The organism is Flavobacterium aquiphilum, assembly GCF_027111335.1.
Classification (GTDB): Bacteria; Bacteroidota; Bacteroidia; order Flavobacteriales; family Flavobacteriaceae; genus Flavobacterium; species Flavobacterium aquiphilum.
The window spans coordinates 3637598-3661000 of sequence record NZ_CP114288.1; the positions used below are offsets into that span (position 1 = coordinate 3637598).

Consider the following 23403-nt stretch of genomic DNA (forward strand, 5'->3'; position numbering starts at 1 on the left):
TAAAAAGCGTCATAGAAACTAGTATTGAACTTCAAAACTGACCTAGCGGGTTTCCCGCAAAGCCGAAGACGCAAAAAAATCAGCACTAAACTTTGCATCTTTATGCCTTTGCGAGAAAGAATAAAAAACGTAACTAAATGATATTAAAAACAATCCGCCAGAACAACTAACAAAAACAATCAAAATTCCCGAATTAAAAAAACCAAAACTATATCCGCGGGAAACAAATTATAAACATTAACTTATTGTTTTGTTAACTTGGCAAAAAGTAAATTGAAATAATTTTGCCTTGATAATAACAAAACAAAATATTTTTAATGAAAAAATTTTACCTAGTCGTAGTCGCATTACTTTTTGCTTTTAGCGCCTACAGCCAAACCAAGAATTACGCTTACCTTAAAGTAAAAATCAACAATCTTAAAGTCGATTCTTTGGTTATTATGTCATACAAAAACCCAAATTTCAAAAAAGTCATCAAAAAACTTGACAATGAAGGAATTTTGAAAGACACCCTAAATGTAAAGGCCGATAAATATTATGTAAGCAATTGTTCAAGTCTTTTTCCAAACGGTATCTATCTTAATAATGGATACGATTTGAAAATTAGTGTTGATGCCAATGAACCAGTAAAAACACTTTCTTTTAGCGGAAAAGGTGCAATAGAGAATAATTTTGTTACAACATTTGCCAAACACGAAGAAAATTTTGATTACGAATCGTTACTGCAATTGGATCAATCTGCATTTGACAAACAAACTGAACAAATCAGACTGAATTTATTTGCCACACTTGACAAAAAGAAATATGCATCTGATTTTGTTGTTTACCAAATTGCCTATTTGGACAGCTTTATCGAAATGAAGACACAAACCTATAAGACAATTTTAGAAAGCCGAAAATAAATCGCTTCAGCATTTTTGGCTTTGCCGATATTTGTTTTCTTCCCTTACTCGATGTGCAAAGACACTGTCAAGAATTCCACGACAAAAACAGCATATCAACAAAAAAACTACTGAGAAATAAATAATCGCTCAGTAGTTTTCTCTTTTTAAAACAATCCCATTCTATTGCAAAAAGCGTTCTACGAAAACTATTCTTTTATAATTATTATACTGGCTTTGTATCCAGTTCCTACATTCCATTGATCGTTCATAACAGCAACTCCTTTGTCGTCATAAACTTCAAACTGTGCTGTATTGGGTGAAGCAAATCCTTCGTTCAAAGCCTCTATATCTAACCTATTTATTCCCTTTTCAAGTTTTATTTCAAAACCTTTAAAATCACCATCCAAAACAACTTCGGGCACAACTACTTTATCATTTACATAAACCTTTACCTTGTCTCCATCCAAATATGCCGCATCACGATAACGTATTTTCGCAGTCATAGATTGGGTTTTGAAACTGCCTAAAAATTGATTTTGTCTGTAAAAAATTCCTTCAGCGTTTGCTGGTTTTTTATACAAATACTGATTATCAAAAAGTTTCTTCGGATCAAACGGCAAGGAATCTTTCTTTTTTACAATATCCGGAGGAGTAACTTTTGGGGAAATTTCTTTTGGAGGAATAGCTTTTTCTTCTTTTGGATGCTTTGGAGGAATTCCCTTGAATGCATTATTAAATTCATCCTGAGCATAGCCACTCGATGACATTCCGATCATAACAACAAAAAACAATATTCGTTTCATATCACTTATTTATTTAAACATATCTTATAGCCAATCTCATAACTTCAAAAAACAGAAACTAGCTATTATAACATAACAACCTATACTAGAATTTATTGCATTTTTTTTACCAAAAAGTAATTCTAAAATCAAAGAAAGATGGATAAGCATTCCCGAAAAATTTGGAGGACTAAGCGGGTCACCTTTAGTAGATGATCAAGGCCTTGTTGTCGGAATCGTTTCAAACGCGACAAATGACCCCGGAACCGACAAAGAATACTTTTCTCCCTGCCCGATCAGCTCCCTTATTTCCTTTCTAGAAACAAGTAAAGGAAATTAATAGTACATCTTTTCTTCAATAAAGTCTTACTTTTCCCGCGTCAATTCAAAAAAAATCCTTTTGGGTTAGAAATCTCGGAATATTTATAAGAACTTTGCACGCTTTTTGCAAATGCACAAGCAAACAGCTTTTTAGGAATTATAAATTGATCATCCCCTGATGAAGAAGAAAATAGAAATTTTAGCGCCAGCAAAAGATTTAATTCACGGTATAGCCGCAGTAAATAGTGGTGCCGATGCACTTTATGTTGGAGCGCCGCAATTTGGAGCTCGTTCTAATGCAACCAATTCGATTGAAGACGTTGCCGCCTTGGTAGAATATGCCCATTTATACAATGTTCCTGTTTTTGTGGTTATCAACACCATTCTTTACGACAATGAATTGGAAACTTGCCGCCAGATGATTTGGCAATTGTATGATATTGGTGTCGATGCGCTTATCATTCAGGATATGGCAATTTTAGAAATGGACTTGCCTCCTATCATTCTACATGCTAGTACACAAGCCAATAACAGAGATGCCGACAAGATGAAATTTTTGGCCGATGCCGGAATCAAACGTGTGGTATTGGCCCGTGAATTGAATTTACACCAAATCAAAGAAATCAGCAACGCAACCGATGTGGAACTGGAATTCTTCGTAACAGGTGCTTTGTGCGTTTCTTTCAGCGGAAATTGCTATATGAGTGTTGCCAATGGAGAACGTTCAGCCAATCGAGGTTCTTGCGCCCAAAACTGCCGTTTACCATACAATCTAATCGACGGTCACGGAGAAACATTAATAAAAAGCACCCATTTACTTTCCATCAAAGATTTTGACGTTTCAAATGAAATTCCAAATTTGGTCGAAGCCGGAGTTTGTTCTTTCAAAATCGAAGGCCGTTTGAAAGATATCGTTTATGTAAAAAACAACGTTTCTTACCTTAGAAAAAAACTGGATGCTTTCCTTGAAGGAAGCGATAAATACACTAAGGCTTCTTCCGGAAAATGTACTTATACTTTTGACTCAGAGTTAAATCGAACTTTTAACCGTGGTTATACCGATTATTTTGTTAATGAGCGTCATGCCACCATCGGTTCTTGGGAAAGTCCAAAATCCAAAGGGCAGTACATCGGTAAATTAATCAGAACCGTTGGAAATGCTTATGAAATTGAAAACGGAGAACTCCTTAACAATGGTGACGGTTTGTGCTACATCAATGACAACAATGAAGCCGAAGGAATCTACATCAATAAATCCGAAAATGGTTTGGCGTATCCAAACGTTTTGAAGGAAATCAAAGACGGTACTTTTATATACCGTAACAATGACGCCGCTTTCATCAAAATTGTGGAGCGTGAAGACAGTGCGGTTCGAAAAATAAGCACGTCATTATTGTTATTCGAAAACGAAAATGGTTTTGAACTGCTTGCTACCGATGAAGACGGAAATACAAGTTCTGTCAATTTGGTTCATCCAAAAGAACAAACCAAAAACAATCAATCGATTGAAGAAAACATCAAAGCGCAATTGGCAAAAACAGGATTCACGCCTTATACAGCTGATGAGATAACAGTCCAGTTTACAGATAATTGGTTTTTACCAATTTCAAAAATCAATGAAATGCGCAGAACGGTTTACGAACAATTAACTGAAACTCGTTTGAAAAACTACAAACGAGAAGAACGTAAAATCGAAAAAACAAGCCATCCTTACCCAGAAACCAAATTGGATTTCATGTACAATGTTTCCAACAAATTGGCCCGTAAATTCTATGAGCGACACGGAGTAACCGAAATTGAAAAAGCATTCGAATTGCAATGGGATCCAGGAAAATCTCGTGTAATGACAACCAAATATTGCATCAAATACGAATTGGCCAAATGTCCAAAATACCATAAAGACACGATGGAAACCAAACTGAAAGAGCCTTTGGTATTAAAACAGGGAGAATTGGAATACAAACTAAAATTCAACTGTAAACCATGTGAAATGGAAATTTGGGAAAAAGACGCTGAATTTGAAATCGAGGAAGATTAAGACCATTATTCCCTATAAAATACCCAAACCACAAAGTAAAGTTCTCTTTATTTTGTGGTTTTTTATTTTAAACAACATTCATCAATTTTTAAATTCAAATCAAACAAAAACTTACTTCACTTAAAATCAAAACAATTACTTCTTTTCATTAACTTTATAAACCAAATAATTCAGATTCATCTTATATTTATATTTGAATTTTGATTTCTTGTCTTATAATAATTTTAAAATCATATAAAATGAAAAAAGTATTGTTCTTGACTGGTGATTTCACTGAAGATTACGAAACTATGGTTCCTTTCCAAATGCTGGAAATGGTTGGATACACAGTTCATACCGTTTGTCCGGGTAAGAAAAAAGGAGATACTGTAAAAACTGCCATCCATGATTTTGAGGGAGACCAAACCTATACCGAAAAACCAGGCCACAATTTTGCATTAAATTTCAGTTTTGATGATGTTAATGTGAATGACTATCATGGATTGGTAATTGCAGGTGGAAGAGCACCTGAATATTTAAGATTGAACGAAAAAGTGATTGAAATAACCCAACACTTTTTCTCTGCCGACAAACCAGTAGCCGCCATTTGTCACGGTATTCAAATTCTAACAGCTGCAAATGTTGTTAAAGACCGAAAATTAACCGCATATCCGGCAGTTGGCCCAGAAGTTACATTGGCTGGAGGAATATTTCAATCCATTCCTGTTGATGGAGCTTTTGTAGATGGAAATCTAGTTACGTCGCCAGCATGGCCGGCCCATCCAAGTTTCATCAGGGAATTTCTCAAAATTATGGGTGCCAAAATTGAAATTTAAACCTGATAATTTCCTTTAACTAAGAGTATTCTATCAACGAATAAATCTCAAAAACTACAACCAAAGCAATTTTGTTGTAGTTTTTTTATCTTTGAAAAGTAAAAAACACTCCCATTCATGATTACAATTGCAACGCTGGAAGATATTTCGGCTTTAGAAAAATTAGTCAACTCAGCCTATCGTGGGGAAACTTCCAAACAAGGCTGGACAACCGAGGCCGAACTTTTAAGCGGAAAAAGAATTACTGAAGATGAATTGTCAGAAATCATTAAAAACAAAGAAAATACAATCCTTAAATTTACTGACAACAAAACAATAATCGGCTGTGTATTACTTGTGAACAAAGGAAATAAGATTTACTTAGGAATGCTTACAGTTTCACCAAATTTACAAAATAGCGGTATTGGAAAACAATTATTGAAAGCAGCAGAAGTTCATGCTTTATCACTGAATCTTCACAAGATAGTCATGACCGTAATTTCTATTCGGGAAGAATTGATAGCTTGGTACAAACGCCATGGTTTTGTTGATACTGGAGCAAGAGAGCCTTTTCCTCTTAATGGAACGGATGCTGTAACTCACGGACAACCGTTAGAATTTATTGTTTTGGAAAAGACAATTTAAAACTTGCTTTCAAACATATAAGTCATATAAATTTTTAGTTCCTCTTATTCTTGTAAAAAGTAAAAACAAAGTTCATAAAAGTTCGCTTCAAATCTTTTCAATTTCTTTCTTAAATGACCTTTTAACTTTACTTAGTTTGAGACAATAAAGAAAACAAACTTATATGACTTATATGTTTTAAAAATAATGTGTTAGGTAAATATTTCATACTTTAGATAAAAAAACATGAAAACACTCAATCAATGGTTTGACGAATATGCGGTAAGCCACCAAAACCCGACCAACAAAGCAATTCACTATATCTGCGTCCCAGCCATTTTCTTTTCGATTGTGGGATTATTAATGAGCATCCCAAGTGATTTTTTGAACGGTTTACTACATCTTAACCAACCCATAATAGAAAATTGGGCGGCTGTAGTTTTAATTTTAGTGCTATTCTTTTACGTCAGATTGTCTTTTGTAATGGCTATCAAAATTGCCATTTTCTCGATTTTGTGTTTGGTTCTTAATTTTTATATTGGGCAATTCCTTCCCCTTTGGGCATTTTCAATTGGTGTTTTTGTTGTCGCTTGGATTGGACAATTTTACGGGCATAACATTGAGGGTAAAAAACCGTCATTCCTAAAAGATATTCAATTTTTATTGATTGGCCCCGCTTGGGTTTTACAGAATCTGTTTTCTAAAAAATAACGTTTCATATAATACTGTTGATATTCAGCCTTCTTTTTATACTTTTTTTGATTTCAAATATTAAAAGGCAAATTACACCTGCACTAATCGGCAAAAGCCAATCCTTTGGCTGTAATGAAGAAGTGTGAAAATACAGATTTAAAATTGGCACATAAACGATAAGCAACGTACAAAAAATAGAAAACACAAATGATAGCAGCAAATTTCTATTTGAAAACAAGTAACTTCCCAAAACATTTTCATTGGTTCTCCTTGAAAGAAGATTGGCAAACTGACCAAAAATTATGGAGACAAATGTAATGGTAATTGCCTTTTCATAATTACCAATACCTGTACTATTTATGAAAAAGGAATACAAAAACGCCCCATATGCGACAGTTCCCATTACAATTCCCGAAAAAGCGATTCCTTTCATAGCGTCTTTTGTTAATATTTTATCTTTAGGATTTCGTGGCCGATTTTCCATTATTTTTTTTTCAGGTGGATCATATGTAAGCATTATAAGTGGAAACATTTCACCTACCAAATCAATTAATAAAATCTGGACTGCTAATATTGGGGTCGCTACCCCCAAAAAAGAACCTACAAAACCAAACAATACGCATGTGAGTTCTGCCATATTAGACGCCAAATTTGTTTTAATAGTCTTTTCTAGATTTCTAAAAATGATTCGGCCTTCTTTGACTGCAATAACAATAGTCGCAAAATTATCATCCAACAAAATCATATTGGCTACTTCCTGAGCTACTTTAGAACCATTTTTTCCCATGACCACTCCAATATCCGCTCTTTTTAAACTCAAAGTATCGTTTACACCATCTCCCGTTACAGCAACAATTTCGCCAGCCTTCATCAGTAAATCTACAATCCGCAATTTATCATCTGGCGAAACTCTCGAAAACACCAATGCTCTTTTTTGAAAAACAGTCTTTAAATCCTCATCATTCATTGTTTGCAAAGTAGTGGCATTAATTATCATTGGATACTCATTCCTTTCATTCATCAACCCAATATTCTCAGCAATAGCTTTGGCTGTTACCTCATTATCGCCAGTTATCATAAACACTTTCATATGCGCCTTAAAAACAGACTCAATAGCAGATTTCACTCCTTCATGTGGCGGATCAAACATCGTAACGAAGCCAGCAAAAGTTAAATCTTGTTCAGCCTCATCAATCAAATAATCATTTTTAACTTCAAGATCTTTATATGCAATGGCAATAACCCTCAATGCTTTTTGAGAAAACACTTCAGCATTTGCCAGTATTTGTTTCTTTTTTTCGGTGGTTAATTCATCTATTTTTCCATTTGAAATAATTTCTGTCGATGATTCCAAAATCGACTCAATAGAACCTTTTACGACTGCAATTATTTTGTTATTGTGTTTCCTAATAATCGTTGCTCTTTTGCGAAAGGAATCAAATCGGAAAGCTTTTACATAAGGATAATCCCTTTCTATTTCTTCCAATGTGTATCCTGCTTTCATCGTAAGCGTCGCAAACGAAGCTTCTGTGGGATCACCAATGCAATACCATGAAGAATGAAATTTATCCGGTGGGCTTATTTTTCCGGTTGAAGATAGAAATCCGGAAAGAAAAAATATTTTCAAATCCCCCAAAGAATCTTTATTCAAAATTTCCCCTTCTTCATTTGAAATACTGCCAAGAGGCTCATAGCCCAATCCAGAAACCGAAAAAGATTCCCCATTAAAATAACATCCCGTTATAGTCATTTCATTTTTGGTAATTGTTCCTGTCTTGTCAGAAGCAATCACAGTTGCAGAGCCCAATGTTTGCGCCGATGCCATTTTTTTCACAATCGCTTTTCGTTTTGCCAATCGCCCAACTGCCAAAGCTAATGCCATCGAAATTTGTGCCGGAAGTCCTTCAGGTACCATTGCCGCAGCAACACTAACAGAAAAAACCAATGCCAAAACCAGGGAATCATGCAAAAGTAATCGTACTCCAAAAAGAAAAGCAGCAATGATTAATGTCACAATGGTTAGTTTCTTGGCAACATCAGCAATCTCAATTTGTATGGGAGCATCGGCAATTTTAATTTTTTGTGAAGAACTACTAATTTTTCCAATTTCTGTTTGCATTCCGGTTGCGTAAACAATTCCTGTCGCTTCGCCTCTTGCAACGGTAGTACCCATGAAGATGCAATTTTTTATATCGCCAATAGCAAGTGTTTTATCGGTAACAAATAGATAATCTTTATTGGAAGGTAATGATTCACCGGTAAGAATAAATTCGTTTGCGGAAAAATCTTTGGAGTCAATCAAACGAATGTCTGCCGGGATTCCGTCGCCTTCAGTCAATTTAACCAGATCACCGGGGACAAGGTCATCTGCAAAAATTTCAATTGTTTTTCCTTCCCTTATAACAATACATCTATTTACGACCAGTGCTTTGAGTGATGCTAATATATTTTCTGCTTTCCATTCCTGATAGAAACCAATTAAGGCATTCAAAACAACAATCATCAAAAGGATTGATCCATCACGCTCTTGCCCTAAAAAGAAAGATACTAAAGAAGCTACAATTAAAATCAAAACCAGTGGGCTTTTGAATTGAGCAAAAAGCATTTTAAAAACATTTCTACTTTGGGTGTCTTTTAAAACGTTCCTACCGTATTTTTTTCTAGCCTGCAGTATTGCTTTTTCTTCAAGTCCAGCACTAGCATTACCATTCAATTGCTTGATAATATCCTCTATATCCTGAGTGTAGAAATCCATATGTCAACCATTTTAAAAAAACTGGATTATCAAAAAAACCGTTGCAAAATAACATGTAAATTACTAAAAATTAAAACATTAAACACATAAATCATTGTAAAAAGCATAGCTCATATTAAAATTTTAAAGAAGAGAAAGTACTAATCGATCATGATTACATTAATCTTACTATTGCATTAAAAACTTCAAATCAAAAAAGTAAACACTAAACACAAACACCTAAAAAACAAACAATTAACCATGTTTTTTCATTATCTTTATAAGTCGTTTTTTATTACAATTAGTATTAATTTAATTTTGAAATTAAAATGGAAAACAAAAAGATAATTACTGTTTTTGGCGCAACAGGATCACAAGGCGGTGGACTTGCCAGAGCTATTTTAGCAGATAAAGACAGTGAATTTACAGTAAGGGTAGTAACCCGAGATGTTAATTCAGATAAATCCAAAGCATTCTCACAATTAGGTGCTGAAGTAGTCGAGGCGAATATTGACGATATACAAAGTATCAAAAAAGCAATAGCAGGTGCTTACGGTGCTTATTTTGTTACTTTTTTCTGGGAACACTTCTCCGTTGACAAAGAATTACAGGAAGTCAACAATTTTATTGAAGCTGCAAGAGAATCCCATTTACAACATATCATTTGGTCAACATTGGAAGATACCCGAAATTGGATGAAATTGGATGACGATAGAATGCCAACTTTACACGGAAAATACAAAGTACCTCATTTTGACGGAAAAGGCGAAGCCGACCATTATTTTAGAGAAGCTGAATTACCTACCACCTTTTTACGAACTTCTTTCTACTGGGACAATTTTATTAATTTTGGTATGGGGCCACAAAAAGGGGAAGATGGAAACTACTATATCGCATTCCCAATGGATGATAAAAAATTATCCGCCATAGCTGCAGAAGATATAGGAAAATGCGCTTACGGAATTTTCAAAAAAGGGAAAGAATTGATAGGAAAAACTATTGGCATTGCCGGAGAAAAACTTAATGGTGATGAAATGGCCGAAAAACTATCAAAAGCCCTTAATAAAAAAGTCCTTTTTAATAGAGTAACACCAGAAGCTTATAGAAATTTTGGATTTCCAGGAGCTGACGATTTAGGAAATATGTTTCAGTTTAAAAGGGATTTCAATGATGACTTCAACAATGCACGAAATGAAGTTTTTGCAAAAGAATTGAATCCTGAACTTCAAAATTTTGATATGTGGCTTTCTGCCAATGCTTCCAGAATTCCTATTGAATAAAACTATATTTAAATACATTTAGGCCCGACAGGTTTTAAAACCTGTCGGGCCTAAAATTATTAACCTTTCATGAAGTCCTCACGCATTGGGCTGAAAACATCTATTAAAATTCCGCTTTCCATACAAACCACACCATGCACTGCATGAGGAGGAACATAAAAGCTGTCTCCTTCTTTTAAAAGCTTGGTTTCTCCACTAATGGTTACTTCAAATTTTCCTTTGGCTACAAATGTAACTTGTGTATGGTAATGATCGTGTAAGGCTCCAATACTGCCGGTTTCAAAATGAACATTAACCAACATTGCCTTATCGTCATAAGCCAATATTTTGCGTTTTACCCCCTCACCTACAACTTCCCATTCGATTTCGTCTCCTATCAAAAACACATTACTGGTTCCTATATTTCCCATATTCAATCTATTTTTTATTTTATAATTCGTTGGACAAATTTAATAATCCAGACTCAATTTACGCTCATTTAGTGTCCCATATTCTGCTCTAACATTCAACATTTTTAATACTGCAAAAGTTTAACGAAAAGGCTAAAACCTTTAATTTATTTTATTCAAAATATAATTTTAAAAACTTTTATCCTAAACTATTTAAATATTATAAGATAATTTATTAAAAGTTATAGTTTAAGTAATAAAAATCAAAAACAAGCATTTTTTAAAACCAAAAACAATTCAAAATCAAATATTAAACTATTACTTTAGGAAATACTATTTATAAAATTGATTTTAAAATAAATGAATTCCAATATTTAATTCTGCCTTCCCACTAATTCAAATATCTCAACTGAAATGTCCTGCGTAAGGGCAATGTCATTAAGTTAAGGATATAAAGCCATCGTTTTGTCATTCCGAAGAATGAGGAATCTCACTAGTGACTCACGTTATGTGATTTCTCCTTCGTCGAAATGACACAAAAAAACGCTTAACTTAATGACATTGCGCGTAAGGGATAATAGTGGAAAGCCCACAGTCTCGTCATTTTTTTGACGAGACGAGGACTTGAAACAGATAGCCCGACCTCAAAGTTGAAAATGAAGGAGGCACGACTGTGGTTTTCAACTGCGGGGATACGCCCAAATTCATACAAAAACTCACATTTGATCTTATATATTATCAAATTAGCAATAGGCCATTACAAAAATGTACTCGTTTTACATAAATTTCAATATTTATACGTTTGTCAAGCAAAATAAAAACTATACATTAGCACCATCAATTATTATATCTAAATACAATGAAAAATACTGCTTTAACGCACATACATGAGGGTTTGGGAGCGAAGATGCTGCCGTTTGCTGGATACAATATGCCTATTCTTTATGATGGGGTGAATGCAGAACACGAAACGGTTCGAAATGCAGTTGGGGTTTTTGATGTGTCACACATGGGCGAATTTATTCTTTCCGGACCAAATGCTTTGGCTTTGATTCAAAAAGTGACTTCGAATGATGCTTCAACGTTGACCATCGGGAGAGCTCAATATTCTTGTTTACCTAATAATGAAGGCGGAATTGTGGATGATTTAATCATCTATAAAATGAAAGAAGATGAATATCTATTGGTTGTAAATGCTTCAAACATTGACAAAGATTGGAATTGGATTTCGGCTCACAACGATTTAGGGGTTGAAATGAAAAACCTATCGGATGAATTTTCTTTATTAGCAATCCAAGGGCCAAAAGCGGTTGAAGCGATGCAGTCGTTATCCTCTATAGATTTATCAGCTATTGCTTATTATCATTTTGAGGTAGCTGATTTTGCTGGTTTCAATGATATTATTATCTCTGCCACTGGTTACACTGGTTCGGGTGGATTTGAAATTTATTGCAAAAACTCGCAAGTAGAAGAAATTTGGAATAAAGTTTTTGAAGCAGGAGCTGCTTACGGAATCAAACCAATTGGATTGGCTGCGAGAGATACTTTACGTTTAGAAATGGGATTCTGCTTGTACGGAAACGATATTAATGATACTACATCACCTTTGGAAGCTGGATTGGGATGGATTACTAAATTCAACAAAGACTTCACCAATTCAGTTGATTTGAAAAAGCAAAAAGAAGAAGGTGTGACTAAAAAACTGGTTGCCTTTGAAATGCAAGAACGTGCAGTACCAAGACATGACTACGAAATCGTTGATGGATCGGGAGCTGTAATAGGAATTGTAACATCAGGAACTATGTCTCCTTCTATGAACAAAGGAATCGGACTAGGTTATGTTACTACTGCCAACAGCGCTGTTGATAGCGACATCTACATCCGAATCAGAAAGAATGATGTTCCAGCTAAAGTAGTAAAACTTCCTTTTTACAAAAAAAGCAACTAAGTCGCTAACCTGCCAAGATTCTAAGTCACTTAGAATTTCTGATAAATAACACTTAGATAAGGATATATTTTTTTAACTTAGATACTTAGAATCTTAATAAATCAAAAAACTATTAAGAAAAATGGTATCTAGATGAAAAAAATTACACTTGTATTCTTGTTTTCCACTTTCTCACTATTTGCACAAAATAGCGATACAAGTTGTGATATTTTACTCAAAATAAATAAATTGCTCCAACAAGAGCATTTTAGTCCTAAGCCGGTAAACGACAGTTTATCGGCTTATCTTTTTGATGAGCTTTTTGACAAACTAGATCCTTCCAGAAGCATTTTTTTAAAATCACAAGTTGACACATTGTCCAAAAAATACCGTCTCAATCTGGACGATCTGATCCTTAAACGAAATTGTTCTTTTGTTACCGCCATAAAAAATGAATACCGAAAAGCATTACTGAGAAACAGATCCATATTTGAAAAACTCAATCATGAAGCACTAAATTTCGATATAAAAGACACCATCCGATTCAAACAAAAGGATTTTGATTTTCATTTGCAGGCTAATAATGTCGAAAAGGCCTTGAATAAAAAAATCAGATATGAAGTATTGAGTGATGTCGCTGAAAAAAGCAAAAATCTGGATTCGCTGAAACTCAATTTCAATTCGATGAGTCTCAATTCCAAAAAAGACATTATTGAAAATGAGCTTTGCAAAATCAACTTTTTACTTTCGGACGAAAAATCATTTGAAGACAATGTTTTTAATATTTTCTGTAATTATTTTGATCCACACACTAATTATTTCAGCAACGATACCAAATCCAGTTTTGTATCCACTTTATCCAAAGAAAAACTCTCATTAGGATTAGACGTAAGTCTTAATGAAAAGAACGAAATTATAGTCGAAGAGATCGATCCCAACGGACCCGCTTTTAAAACAGGGAAAATCAAAAAAGGAGATCAAATCATTGCAGTATCCAATCAAAAAGAAACACTGGAAGTTTCCTGTTCTTCATTGGAAAGCATAGCCACTTTAATGTCTTCTGAACTAAATACCAATATAACTCTGACTATTAAACGAAATTCGGGTAAAAGTTTTAAAGTCAATATCGAAAAGCAAGTTCTAAAAGATCAGGAAAACACCGTATATAGTTTTATAATCGACAAAGACATCAAAATAGGTTATATAAAAATCCCAAGTTTCTATACTAATTTTGAAGGAGGAAACAGCAAAGGATGCGCCCAGGATGTTGCCAAAGAAACGCTCAAATTAATGAAAGACAACATCAAAGGATTGGTTCTTGATTTAACAGATAATGGTGGAGGATCAATGGAAGAGGCTGTGAAATTAGCCGGTTTATTTATTGATTACGGCCCAATTTCTATAGTAGCTGATAACAAAAGGCAATTGTCTGTAATAAATGACCCTTATAGAGGTGTAATTTATAAAGGTCCACTTGGTGTTATCATTATCAATGGAAATTCGGCCTCCGCAAGTGAATTTTGTGCTTCAATCATGCAAGATTATAACAGGGCTCTTTTGATTGGAAGCACCTCCCTTGGAAAAGCTACCATGCAAACTATCGTACCATTAGAAAAAGATGACGATCAACATTTTGTAAAACTGACCATCAGTAAATTTTATAGAATCACCGGAAAAAGTCATCAAGCCGTTGGTGTTATTCCAGACGTACAAATTCCAACGATATACCAGGACATTTTTCAAAAAGAAAGTGATTTTCCTACTGCTTTAAAAAATGAAAGCCTAAATACAAGAATTCGATTTACACCTTACGTAACCAATACCTTTATTGAATCACTAGCTGAAAAAAGTCGAGAAAGAGTTGCTCAAAGTCCATTTTTCAATTCTATCATCGCTCTTAATTCAAAAATTGATACTATTCTAAAAAAATCAAAATTCGAAATTCCAATGACTTTAGCAGCTGTTTTTGAAAGTCAAAAAAGCATTAACGATTTATCTGAAGAGATCAATAATTTCAAAACAGATGACTTAAACTTGGATGTTTCCAATTCGGAATACAACAAATCATTACTTGAAATGTATCCTTCGTTGATCGAATACAACAAAATGCAACTCGACAATTTAAAATCCAATCACTATCTCAATGAGGCCATTGCTATTATAGCAGATTACAAAACTTTGAAGCAAAACAAAACGAACTAATTACATACTATTTTTTTACAAAAGATTTTTCATTCGCTTTTGGAAAAATAAGGAATAGCTGTATTTTTGCAGCACAAAAAAACATTTAGAAATGGGAAGAGCATTTGAGTTCCGAAAAGGTAGAAAAATGAAACGTTGGTCAGCAATGGCCAAAGCATTTACCAGAATTGGTAAAGATATTGTTATGGCGGTTAAAGAAGGTGGTCCAAATCCTGATGCCAACTCAAGATTAAGAGCCGTTATTCAGAATGCCAAGGCAGCTAATATGCCTAAAGAAAATGTTGAACGCGCTATCAAAAAAGCAACCGAAAAAGACACAGCCAACTATAAAGAAGTTTTATTTGAAGGTTATGCTCCCCACGGAATTGCTCTTTTAATAGAAACTGCTACTGATAACAACAACAGAACCGTTGCTAACGTTAGAAGTTATTTCAACAAATGCAATGGAACTATGGGAACTCAAGGATCTGTAGAATTCATGTTTGATCACACTTGCAATTTTAGAATTCCAAAAGATGGTATTGACCCAGAAGAATTAGAATTAGAACTAATCGATTTTGGAGCCGAAGAAATTTTCGAAGACGAAGACGGAATTTTAATTTATGCTCCTTTCGGTAGTTTCGGAACCATCCAAAAAGAATTAGAAAACAGAAAAATCGAAATATTATCTTCTGGTTTTGAAAGAATTCCACAAATCACAAAAAAACTAACCGAAGCTGAAGTTGCTGATGTAGAAAAATTGATCGAAAAACTTGAAGAAGATGATGACGTTATGAACGTTTATCATACTATGGAAGAATAAAACCTCATCGTTTTCAAAAACACAAAAAGGCCATCTATTTTTTTCAGACGGCCTTTTTCTATTTAAATCTAACTGTATTTTTTTATTTAATTTCTGACAACAAACTACTTTTTATTGCTTTCAATTTCATTTTTTTTAATCCAGTGCTTTATTATTAGAATTTACAGCAAGAGCATCTGTTGAAGCCATGCTTAAATTACCTTTATATAGTGCCAAAACCTCTTTTTCAGTCAAAGCAACATTATATATTTTTAAATCATCAATATCGGCATTAATACTTACTGACCCGTTCATTCTTCCAATTGAAAAAACATTTCCTGATGTCAATTTCTTTTTGGCTGTAGATGATTTTATCAACACACCATTTCTATAAATCTTTGATGTATTTCCATCATAAGTAACAACATAATTATACCAGGCATTAGGCATAACATATGTAACAACTTTTACCTCGTCATTACTCACTAGATTTAAATCAGATGTCGTTACCATAGGAGTTTGCAGATTCAAACCAAAATACTTCGAACCTGGAGCTCCATACCCCAAAATGTAATTTGGACTCGCAAGACCATTATATTTAATCCAAATTGAAACTGTTCTTGATGAATTAGCCTGAGGCAAATCAAAGATAGTTGCTTCAATAGAATTATTAACAACCCTTATAGCACTTTTGACAGCACCGAATCTGTTGTTAACAAATTTAGCATTGCCAGAAAAAGAAACATCATTCTTTATGTTGCTTAAAGTTCCATTAAAATTAAATTCTTGAATGGGAGTTTGGGCATAGCTTAGATAAGTAAACACAAGCATTACTGCAAGTATTGCAATTTTTTTCATAATTTGTAGGTTTAATTTGTTCGATAAATGATTGTGGTATTTTTTATCGATCCCAAAAATAGTGATAGATAGCGACAAATATCTAAAATCTTCGACTAAATGTTAAAATAACTGTTTAATTTACACTAAAACAGCAAAAAAGCATATAATTACTACAGTTTTAAGTTTTTAAGCATAATATTACTAACACACTAAATTAGCAAACACATTATATTACAACATAAAACCTACATTATTTTTAAGTTATGATTTCTTATCAGCTTAATAACAATTAAGAACTTAGACTATTTTTTGAGCCAAAAAAAACTCCAACTATTTCTAGTTGGAGTTTTAGATATTATTTAGAGTTTTTTTATTTTATAAATTCAACTTTTTGAGCTTCTTCTTCATTAATACTATCAAAAAAGCCTTGATCATTCATCCATTCATCACTAAACACTTTACTCATGTAACGTGAACCATGATCAGGAAAAATTGCAACTACATTACTATTTTCATCAAACTCACCTTCTTCTGCATATTGCTTAATTGCCTGCATCACTGCTCCTGAAGTATAACCTACAAACAACCCTTCTTTTCTGGTTATTTCTCTTGCTGAATGAGCGCTTTCTTCGTCAGATACTTTTATAAATTTATCGATGATATCAAAATCTGTAGCTGATGGAATTAAATTTTTACCTAATCCTTCTATTCTATATGGGTAAATTTCATCATTATCAAATTCTTTTGTTTCATGATATTTTTTTAGAACAGATCCATAAGCATCAACTCCAAGTACTTTAACATTCGGGTTTTGCTCCTTTAAGTATTTAGCTGTACCTGAAATAGTTCCCCCCGTACCGCTGCAAGCAACAAGATGTGTGATTTTCCCATTGGTCTGTTTCCAAATTTCTGGTCCAGTTGACATGTAATGGGCATCAATATTCAGCTGATTAAAATATTGATTAATGTAAACAGATCCTTTTGTCTCTTCATGTAAGCGTTTTGCTACATTATAATAAGATCGTTCGTCATCTGCAGAAACGTGAGCAGGGCAAACATAAACTTTTGCCCCCAAGCTCCTTAACATATCAATCTTGTCTTTTGAAGATTTTGAACTCACCGCAAGAATGCAGTTGTAGCCTTTTATGATGCTCACCATTGCCAAACTAAATCCTGTGTTACCAGAAGTGGTTTCAATTATGGTATCGCCCGGTGACAAAATCCCTTGTTTTTCTGCTTCTTCTATAATATACAAAGCAATTCTGTCTTTTGAAGAATGACCTGGATTAAAGGATTCTACTTTTGCATAAAAATTACCTTCTAAATTCTCGGTTACATTGTTCAGTTTAATAAGTGGAGTATTACCTATTAATTCTAAAACATTATTATAAGCGTTTATTTCTTCTTTCATAAAAAAATAATTTATCTGAGAGCATTTTTTTAATAGACCCCGATATTATGCAAATCTAACAAAAAAAATCTAATTAGATTTTAATTTTCTCTAAATCTAATAAAAAACTATACTCTTTCGCTAATTCCTTTATAGCTTCAAAGCGGCCAGAGGCTCCACCATGTCCCGCATCCATATTGGTATCTAAAAACAAGATATTATCATCTGTTTTCAAAGCCCTTAACTTAGCCACCCACTTAGCTGGCTCCCAGTATTGTACCTGAGAATCATGCAAACCAGTCGATACATACATATTAGGATATTTTTGTGAAGTTACGTTATCATAAGGCGAGTACGACAACATATAGTCATAGTATTTTCTCACATTAGGATTACCCCATTCATCATATTCTCCTGTCGTAAGCGGAATACTATCATCAAGCATCGTGGTCACAACGTCCACAAAAGCCACCTGAGCAATGACTCCATTGTATAATTCCGGAGCAATATTTACAACAACTCCCATCAACAATCCTCCAGCAGAACCACCTTCGGCATACAAATGTTGTGGTGAAGTATATTTTTCAGCAATTAAAAATTTGGAACAATCTACAAAATCGGTAAACGTATTTTTCTTTTTCAAAAGTTTACCATCTTCATACCATTGTCTTCCCAAATCTTCACCTCCGCGTATGTGTGCAATGGCGAAAATAAAGCCACGGTCTAACAATGTTAATCTTGTTGTTGAAAAAGTAGCATCCATGGAATGCCCGTAAGAACCATAAGCATACTGAAGTAACGGATTACTACCATCTTTTTTCAATCCTTTTTTATAAACCATCGAGATCGGAATTTTCACTCCATCAGTGGCAGTTGCCCATACCCTTTCTTCGATGTAATTATCTTTATCAAACTTTCCGCCCAAAACCTCCTGCTCTTTTTTGACTTCTTTAGTTTTGGTTCTCATATTGAAATCAATAATCGAAGAAGGTGTTCGCATTGATTGGTACGCAAAACGCAATATTTCGGTATCAAAATCAACGTTAGAAGTCGTATAAGCAGTGTAAGTCTCGCTTTCAAAAGGAAGATAATACTCCCCTTCTCCGCTCCACGGCATGATTCGGATTTTGTTTAAGCCGTTTTCACGTTCTTCAACTACCAAAAAATCCTTGAATATTTCAATGTCTTCCAACAGAACATCTTTTCTGTGTGCTATGACTTCTTTCCAATTTTTCTTTGAAGTTTCATTTACTGGTGTTTTCATCAGTTTGAAATTCTCAGCCTTATCTTTATTGGTAATAACATAAAAACTATCCCCATAATGGCTGATACTGTATTCCATTCCTCGAACACGTTTCTGAAAAATTCTAAACTCACCATCCGGATTATCAGCTTCCAGAATACGGTATTCAGAAGTTAAAGTGCTGTCCGATTCGATAGCCAAATATTTCTGCGACTTGGATTTTGCTATTTCAACATTAAAAGTTTCGTCTTCCTCAAAATAAACCAAAACATCATCGGCTTGTTTTGCACCTAATTTATGCTTAAAAATTTTATCCGAACGCAAAGTAACATTGTCCTGATCAGAGTAAAAAATCGTTTTATTATCATTTGCCCAAACAGCTGTTCCAGTAACGTTTTCAATTTTATCTTCTAAAATCTCATTGGTTTCCAGATTTTTTATCTGAATCGTATAAATTCTTCTCCCCACAATATCATAGCTAAAAAGCGCCAATTTATTATCAGGACTAATGCTCAAAGCTCCCAATTGAAAATAAGGCTTATCCTTTGCCATTTCATTGCAGTCGAACATAATCTCTTCGGGGGCTAATAAGCTTACTTTTTTTCGGGAATAAATCGGGTAATCCTGCCCTTTTTCAAAACGGGTAATATAATAGTAACCATTATACAAATAAGGAACCGATTGATCATCTTCCTTAATTCGACTTTTCATTTCTTCAAAAAGAGCGGTTTGAAAATCCTTTGTATGTTTTGTTTTTTCCTGGTAATAGGCGTTTTCCTGATTCAAATAATCAATAACTTCAGGATTTTCCCTGTCATTTAACCAAAAATAATTATCGATTCTGACTTCGCCAAATTTCTTTAATTTCTTAGGAATTATTTTAGCCACAGGGGCCGAACTGTTTTCTGGCATCGTAAGTTGGTAGTTTTAGAATTCAATTTGCAAAAATAACACAAAGCATTTTCAAAATGAATTCGTTTTTTATCTTATTTAACTTATTTGAAAATCAAATTCAGTAATTTTGTTTTCAATAATTTAAAAATCACCAAAATGGATTTAATGGGAATGATGGGTAAACTTAGAGAAACCCAACAAAAAATCGAAGATACTAAAAAACGTTTAGACACCGTACTTGTTGACGAACAAAGCAACGACAATTTATTGAAAGTCACTTTGACCGCTAATTCAAAAATCAAATCAATTACTATCGATGATTCTTTATTGGAAGACAAAGAACAACTGGAAGATTACTTGATTTTGGTACTGAACAAAGCCATAGAAAAAGCAGCAAAAATCAACCAAGCTGAATTAGACGCTGTTGCTAAAATGGATATGCCAATGATTCCTGGAATGGATAATTTGTTTAAATAACAAAAGATTTAAACTTGTTTAAAATTAGTTTAAAGTTTAAACCTGTTCTCTCATACACCTTGCAAGATTTATAATATTCTGCAAGGTTTTTTTTGACCTTGTAGGTCCTAATTTCGAAAAAACATGAATCAAACTTTAACTTTCAAAAAAGCAACTGAAGAAGATATTGAATTTTTGCTTTGGCTTCGCAAAGAAACCATGGTTGAACATTATTTAAAAGCTGAAAAAGAAGTAAACGAAGAAAGTCTTTTAAGCCGAATAAACCACCATTTTGAACACGCCAAAATAATTCTGTTAAACGATCAAAAAATCGGACTCTTAAAAGTAGCTGAACAAGATAACGAAATTGAAATCTTCCAAATTCAGATAGCTCCAAACTATCAAAATAAAGGTCTCGGACGAGAAATAATAAAGTCTATCCTCGAAGAAGCTTCATCAAAAAAAATCCCTGTTAAACTAAGTGTTCTTAAAGTAAACAAAGCCCAAACTCTGTATAAGAATTTAGGCTTTGAAATATACAATGAAAATGAATTTTCGTATTTTATGAGGACAACTTAAACGTTTAAACGATTTTTAAACCCTACAAAATAATCTTCTGTAAAGTTTCTAAAACGTAGGTATGCATCACTTCTTTATAATCCAGATGCGTCACGATTCGTAGTTTCCCATGCCCCAAAGAACTAATCAAAATATTTTTCTCTTTCAATTTTTCGATAAGTAGCCTTTCACTCAAACCTTCACCCACCGAAAAAATCAAAATATTAGTTTCTACTGGTTCAATCTTACCAATCCACGGCAATCTTGACAATACCGCTGCAATTTCTTTCGCTCTTCTGTGGTCATCGAGCAATTTGGCTATATTATGGTCCAAAGCAAAATTTCCGGCTGCCGCCAAATAACCCACTTGACGCATACCTCCTCCCAATATCTTACGAACACGCAATGCTCTGTGAATAGTTTCTTTATCTCCCAAAAGAACTGAGCCAATAGGCGCTCCTAATCCTTTGGACAAACAAACTGAAATTGTATCGAACAGCGCTCCAAATTCTCTTGGATGTTGTTTTTTAGCTACGACCGCATTCCAAATTCGAGCGCCATCCAAATGGTATTTTAAAGCATTTGCATTACAAACCGCTTTTATTTTCTTTAATTCTTCCAAATCATAACAAGCTCCTCCCCCTTTATTCGTAGTGTTTTCAACACAAACCAAACTTGTCTGTGGACTATGATAAAACTCAGGGTCATTTATAGCTCCGGCCACTTGTTCTGCAGTAATCATTCCCCTATCTCCATCCAGCAAACAACAGGAAACACCGCTATTGAATGAAACCCCTCCTCCCTCATAATTAAATACATGGGCAAATTTATCAGCAATTAATTGTTCTCCAGGCTGCGTGTGTAGCTTTATTGCTGTTTGATTAGCCATAGTTCCCGATGGAAAAAAAAGTCCTGCTTCCATACCAAACATCCCTGCCAATCTCGCCTCAAGTGCAATAACGGTCGGGTCTTGTTTGTACACATCGTCACCCACTTGGGCATTAAACATGTACTGCAACATTTCTACCGATGGTTTGGTTATTGTATCGCTAATTAAATTTATTTCCATAATCTAAAAACTATATCCTATTTTTGCACTCAAAACTAGAAAATTATTGGACGCTAATCCAGCTACTCATTGCAATATTTTTGTTAAAAGATTTCCGCTTAAAAACGAAATTTATTTAACACTTTTAAAAATAAAAATCAGTGAAGTTATCAGGACTAAAACAGCCAATCTAATAATTTCAAACGCAAAATTACTATAAATTTATGACAACTACCGAACAAATAAAAGGTATTGTAGAACGCCTTGGTGCGTTGAGGAGGTATCTTTGACGTTGATGCCAAGCTTATCGAAATAGCCAACGAAGAAGAAAAAACCTTTGCCCCCGACTTTTGGAATAACGCAAAAGAAGCCGAAATTCTTGTAAAGAACCTTAGAAGTAAAAAAAAATGGATCGAAGATTACAACAAAGCTGTTGATTTGACAGACGAATTGCAGCTTGCCTATGATTTTTACAAAGAAGGTGAACTTTCCGTTGATGAATTAGATCATCAGTATGCTGTTACAGTAAACCATATTGAAGCGATAGAATTCAAAAACATGCTTTCGGAAGAAGGTGATAGTTTGAGTGCTGTTCTTCAAATTACAGCCGGTGCCGGTGGTACTGAAAGTTGTGACTGGGCTTCGATGCTCATGCGTATGTACATGATGTGGGCTGAAAAATCGGGATACAAAATTAGGGAACTGAATTATCAGGAAGGCGATGTGGCGGGAATCAAAACCGTGACACTAGAAATTGAGGGTGATTATTCTTTTGGATACCTAAAAGGCGAAAACGGCGTACACCGATTGGTACGAATTTCCCCTTTTGACAGTAATGCAAAAAGACACACTTCGTTCGTTTCTGTTTACGTGTATCCGCTTGTTGACGATACCATTGAGATTGAAATCAACCCGGCCGATATCGAAATCACAACAGCCCGTTCCAGTGGTGCCGGAGGTCAAAACGTAAATAAGGTTGAAACCAAAGTACAGTTGACCCACAAACCAACAGGAATTCAGATTCAGTGTTCTGAAACCCGTTCGCAACATGACAATAGAACTCGTGCCATGCAGATGTTACGTTCTCAATTGTATGAAATTGAACTTAAAAAACGTCAAGAGCAACGAAGCGATATTGAAGCCGGAAAAATGAAAATCGAATGGGGATCGCAAATCCGTAATTACGTAATGCAACCTTATAAACTGGTAAAAGATGTTCGAACAGGAGAAGAAACCAGCGATGTTGACAGCGTTATGAATGGAAACATTGATGAATTCCTTAAAGCCTATCTAATGATGATGGGACAACGTGAAGAAGAATAACTTTACAGTATTCAACAAATACAAATTGCCTTCCATTTCTTTTTGGAAGGCAATTTTTTTTTAAACAAATATGAATAATCTAAAGGAAAAGCGAATAAATTATGACATAATAGTTAAAAAATCCCTTTCATTTTCATTATATAAATCCTAAAACGTTATCGAAAAAGAAACTGATAAATCACACAATACAAGCACAATATAT

19 protein-coding genes are annotated in these 23403 nt (G+C 34.2%); 12 read left to right on the forward strand and 7 right to left on the reverse strand.

The window, feature by feature from the left end; translation table 11 throughout:
• Positions 1 to 317: 317 nt before the first annotated feature.
• Entirely contained in the window at positions 318 to 902 is a 585-nt protein-coding gene (locus OZP12_RS14740; RefSeq protein ID WP_281225792.1) for a hypothetical protein, read from the forward strand.
• A gap of 188 nt (positions 903 to 1090) precedes the next feature.
• Here OZP12_RS14740 and OZP12_RS14745 read toward each other — a convergent pair whose 3' ends face one another.
• Complete coding sequence (locus tag OZP12_RS14745; RefSeq protein ID WP_281225793.1) at positions 1091 to 1687, reverse strand: hypothetical protein; 597 nt, start codon at positions 1685 to 1687, stop codon at positions 1091 to 1093.
• Between the two features lie 478 nt (positions 1688 to 2165).
• On the opposite strand from OZP12_RS14745, the gene OZP12_RS14750 reads away from it, so the two are divergent.
• The 4 genes from OZP12_RS14750 to OZP12_RS14765 all read left to right on the forward strand — a co-directional run bounded on the left by OZP12_RS14750 (position 2166) and on the right by OZP12_RS14765 (position 6154).
• Positions 2166 to 4025, forward strand: a complete 1860-nt coding sequence (locus tag OZP12_RS14750; protein ID WP_281225794.1) for a peptidase U32 family protein — start codon at positions 2166 to 2168, stop codon at positions 4023 to 4025.
• Between the two features lie 239 nt (positions 4026 to 4264).
• A complete protein-coding gene (locus OZP12_RS14755; protein ID WP_281225795.1) occupies positions 4265 to 4840 on the forward strand; it encodes a DJ-1/PfpI family protein in 576 nt (191 codons plus the stop codon).
• Positions 4841 to 4957: 117 nt separating this feature from the next.
• Entirely contained in the window at positions 4958 to 5464 is a 507-nt protein-coding gene (locus tag OZP12_RS14760) for a GNAT family N-acetyltransferase (RefSeq protein WP_281225796.1), read from the forward strand.
• A 225-nt stretch (positions 5465 to 5689) separates the two neighbouring features.
• Positions 5690 to 6154, forward strand: a complete 465-nt coding sequence (locus tag OZP12_RS14765) for an Mpo1 family 2-hydroxy fatty acid dioxygenase (RefSeq protein ID WP_281225797.1) — start codon at positions 5690 to 5692, stop codon at positions 6152 to 6154.
• Between the two features lie 4 nt (positions 6155 to 6158).
• On the opposite strand, the gene OZP12_RS14770 is transcribed toward OZP12_RS14765, so the two are convergent.
• On the reverse strand, positions 6159 to 8891 hold the full coding sequence (locus OZP12_RS14770) for a cation-translocating P-type ATPase (protein ID WP_281225798.1): 2733 nt from the start codon (positions 8889 to 8891) through the stop codon (positions 6159 to 6161).
• A gap of 308 nt (positions 8892 to 9199) precedes the next feature.
• Between OZP12_RS14770 and OZP12_RS14775 the strand changes: the two genes are divergently transcribed.
• Complete coding sequence (locus tag OZP12_RS14775; protein WP_281225799.1) at positions 9200 to 10150, forward strand: NmrA/HSCARG family protein; 951 nt, start codon at positions 9200 to 9202, stop codon at positions 10148 to 10150.
• Between the two features lie 59 nt (positions 10151 to 10209).
• Here the strand turns inward: OZP12_RS14775 and OZP12_RS14780 are convergent, their stop codons facing one another.
• Positions 10210 to 10560 (reverse strand): cupin domain-containing protein, encoded by a 351-nt coding sequence (locus OZP12_RS14780; RefSeq protein WP_281225800.1) that lies wholly within the window; start codon positions 10558 to 10560, stop codon positions 10210 to 10212.
• An 838-nt stretch (positions 10561 to 11398) separates the two neighbouring features.
• Here OZP12_RS14780 and gcvT point away from each other — a divergent pair.
• From gcvT to OZP12_RS14795, 3 genes are all read left to right on the forward strand, one after another.
• On the forward strand, positions 11399 to 12487 hold the full coding sequence (gene gcvT / locus OZP12_RS14785) for a glycine cleavage system aminomethyltransferase GcvT (protein ID WP_281225801.1): 1089 nt from the start codon (positions 11399 to 11401) through the stop codon (positions 12485 to 12487).
• A 132-nt stretch (positions 12488 to 12619) separates the two neighbouring features.
• Positions 12620 to 14668 carry a S41 family peptidase gene (locus tag OZP12_RS14790; RefSeq protein WP_281225802.1) on the forward strand — a complete coding sequence of 683 codons (2049 nt, stop codon included), beginning with the start codon at positions 12620 to 12622 and terminating at the stop codon, positions 14666 to 14668.
• A gap of 91 nt (positions 14669 to 14759) precedes the next feature.
• The gene (locus OZP12_RS14795; RefSeq protein WP_281225803.1) at positions 14760 to 15470 is read left to right on the forward strand and encodes a YebC/PmpR family DNA-binding transcriptional regulator; all 711 of its coding nucleotides are present in this window, start codon (positions 14760 to 14762) and stop codon (positions 15468 to 15470) included.
• Positions 15471 to 15605: 135 nt separating this feature from the next.
• On the opposite strand, the gene OZP12_RS14800 is transcribed toward OZP12_RS14795, so the two are convergent.
• From OZP12_RS14800 to OZP12_RS14810, 3 genes are all read right to left on the reverse strand, one after another.
• Positions 15606 to 16307 carry a LamG domain-containing protein gene (locus tag OZP12_RS14800; RefSeq protein ID WP_281225804.1) on the reverse strand — a complete coding sequence of 234 codons (702 nt, stop codon included), beginning with the start codon at positions 16305 to 16307 and terminating at the stop codon, positions 15606 to 15608.
• A 352-nt stretch (positions 16308 to 16659) separates the two neighbouring features.
• Positions 16660 to 17700 carry a cysteate synthase gene (capA, locus tag OZP12_RS14805; protein WP_281225805.1) on the reverse strand — a complete coding sequence of 347 codons (1041 nt, stop codon included), beginning with the start codon at positions 17698 to 17700 and terminating at the stop codon, positions 16660 to 16662.
• A gap of 73 nt (positions 17701 to 17773) precedes the next feature.
• Positions 17774 to 19834, reverse strand: coding sequence for a S9 family peptidase (locus tag OZP12_RS14810; protein ID WP_281225806.1), 2061 nt, complete (start codon positions 19832 to 19834; stop codon positions 17774 to 17776).
• 138 nt (positions 19835 to 19972) lie between these two features.
• Between OZP12_RS14810 and OZP12_RS14815 the strand changes: the two genes are divergently transcribed.
• A complete protein-coding gene (locus tag OZP12_RS14815; protein WP_281229080.1) occupies positions 19973 to 20293 on the forward strand; it encodes a YbaB/EbfC family nucleoid-associated protein in 321 nt (106 codons plus the stop codon).
• Positions 20294 to 20416: 123 nt separating this feature from the next.
• Complete coding sequence (locus OZP12_RS14820) at positions 20417 to 20851, forward strand: GNAT family N-acetyltransferase (protein ID WP_281225807.1); 435 nt, start codon at positions 20417 to 20419, stop codon at positions 20849 to 20851.
• A gap of 22 nt (positions 20852 to 20873) precedes the next feature.
• Here OZP12_RS14820 and OZP12_RS14825 read toward each other — a convergent pair whose 3' ends face one another.
• On the reverse strand, positions 20874 to 21899 hold the full coding sequence (locus OZP12_RS14825; RefSeq protein WP_281225808.1) for a threonine aldolase family protein: 1026 nt from the start codon (positions 21897 to 21899) through the stop codon (positions 20874 to 20876).
• Between the two features lie 203 nt (positions 21900 to 22102).
• Between OZP12_RS14825 and prfB the strand changes: the two genes are divergently transcribed.
• A protein-coding gene (gene prfB / locus OZP12_RS14830; protein WP_281225809.1) for a peptide chain release factor 2 occupies positions 22103 to 23201 on the forward strand; the annotation gives its coding sequence in 2 pieces (ribosomal slippage) (positions 22103 to 22165 and positions 22167 to 23201; 1098 coding nt in all).
• Positions 23202 to 23403: the final 202 nt, after the last annotated feature.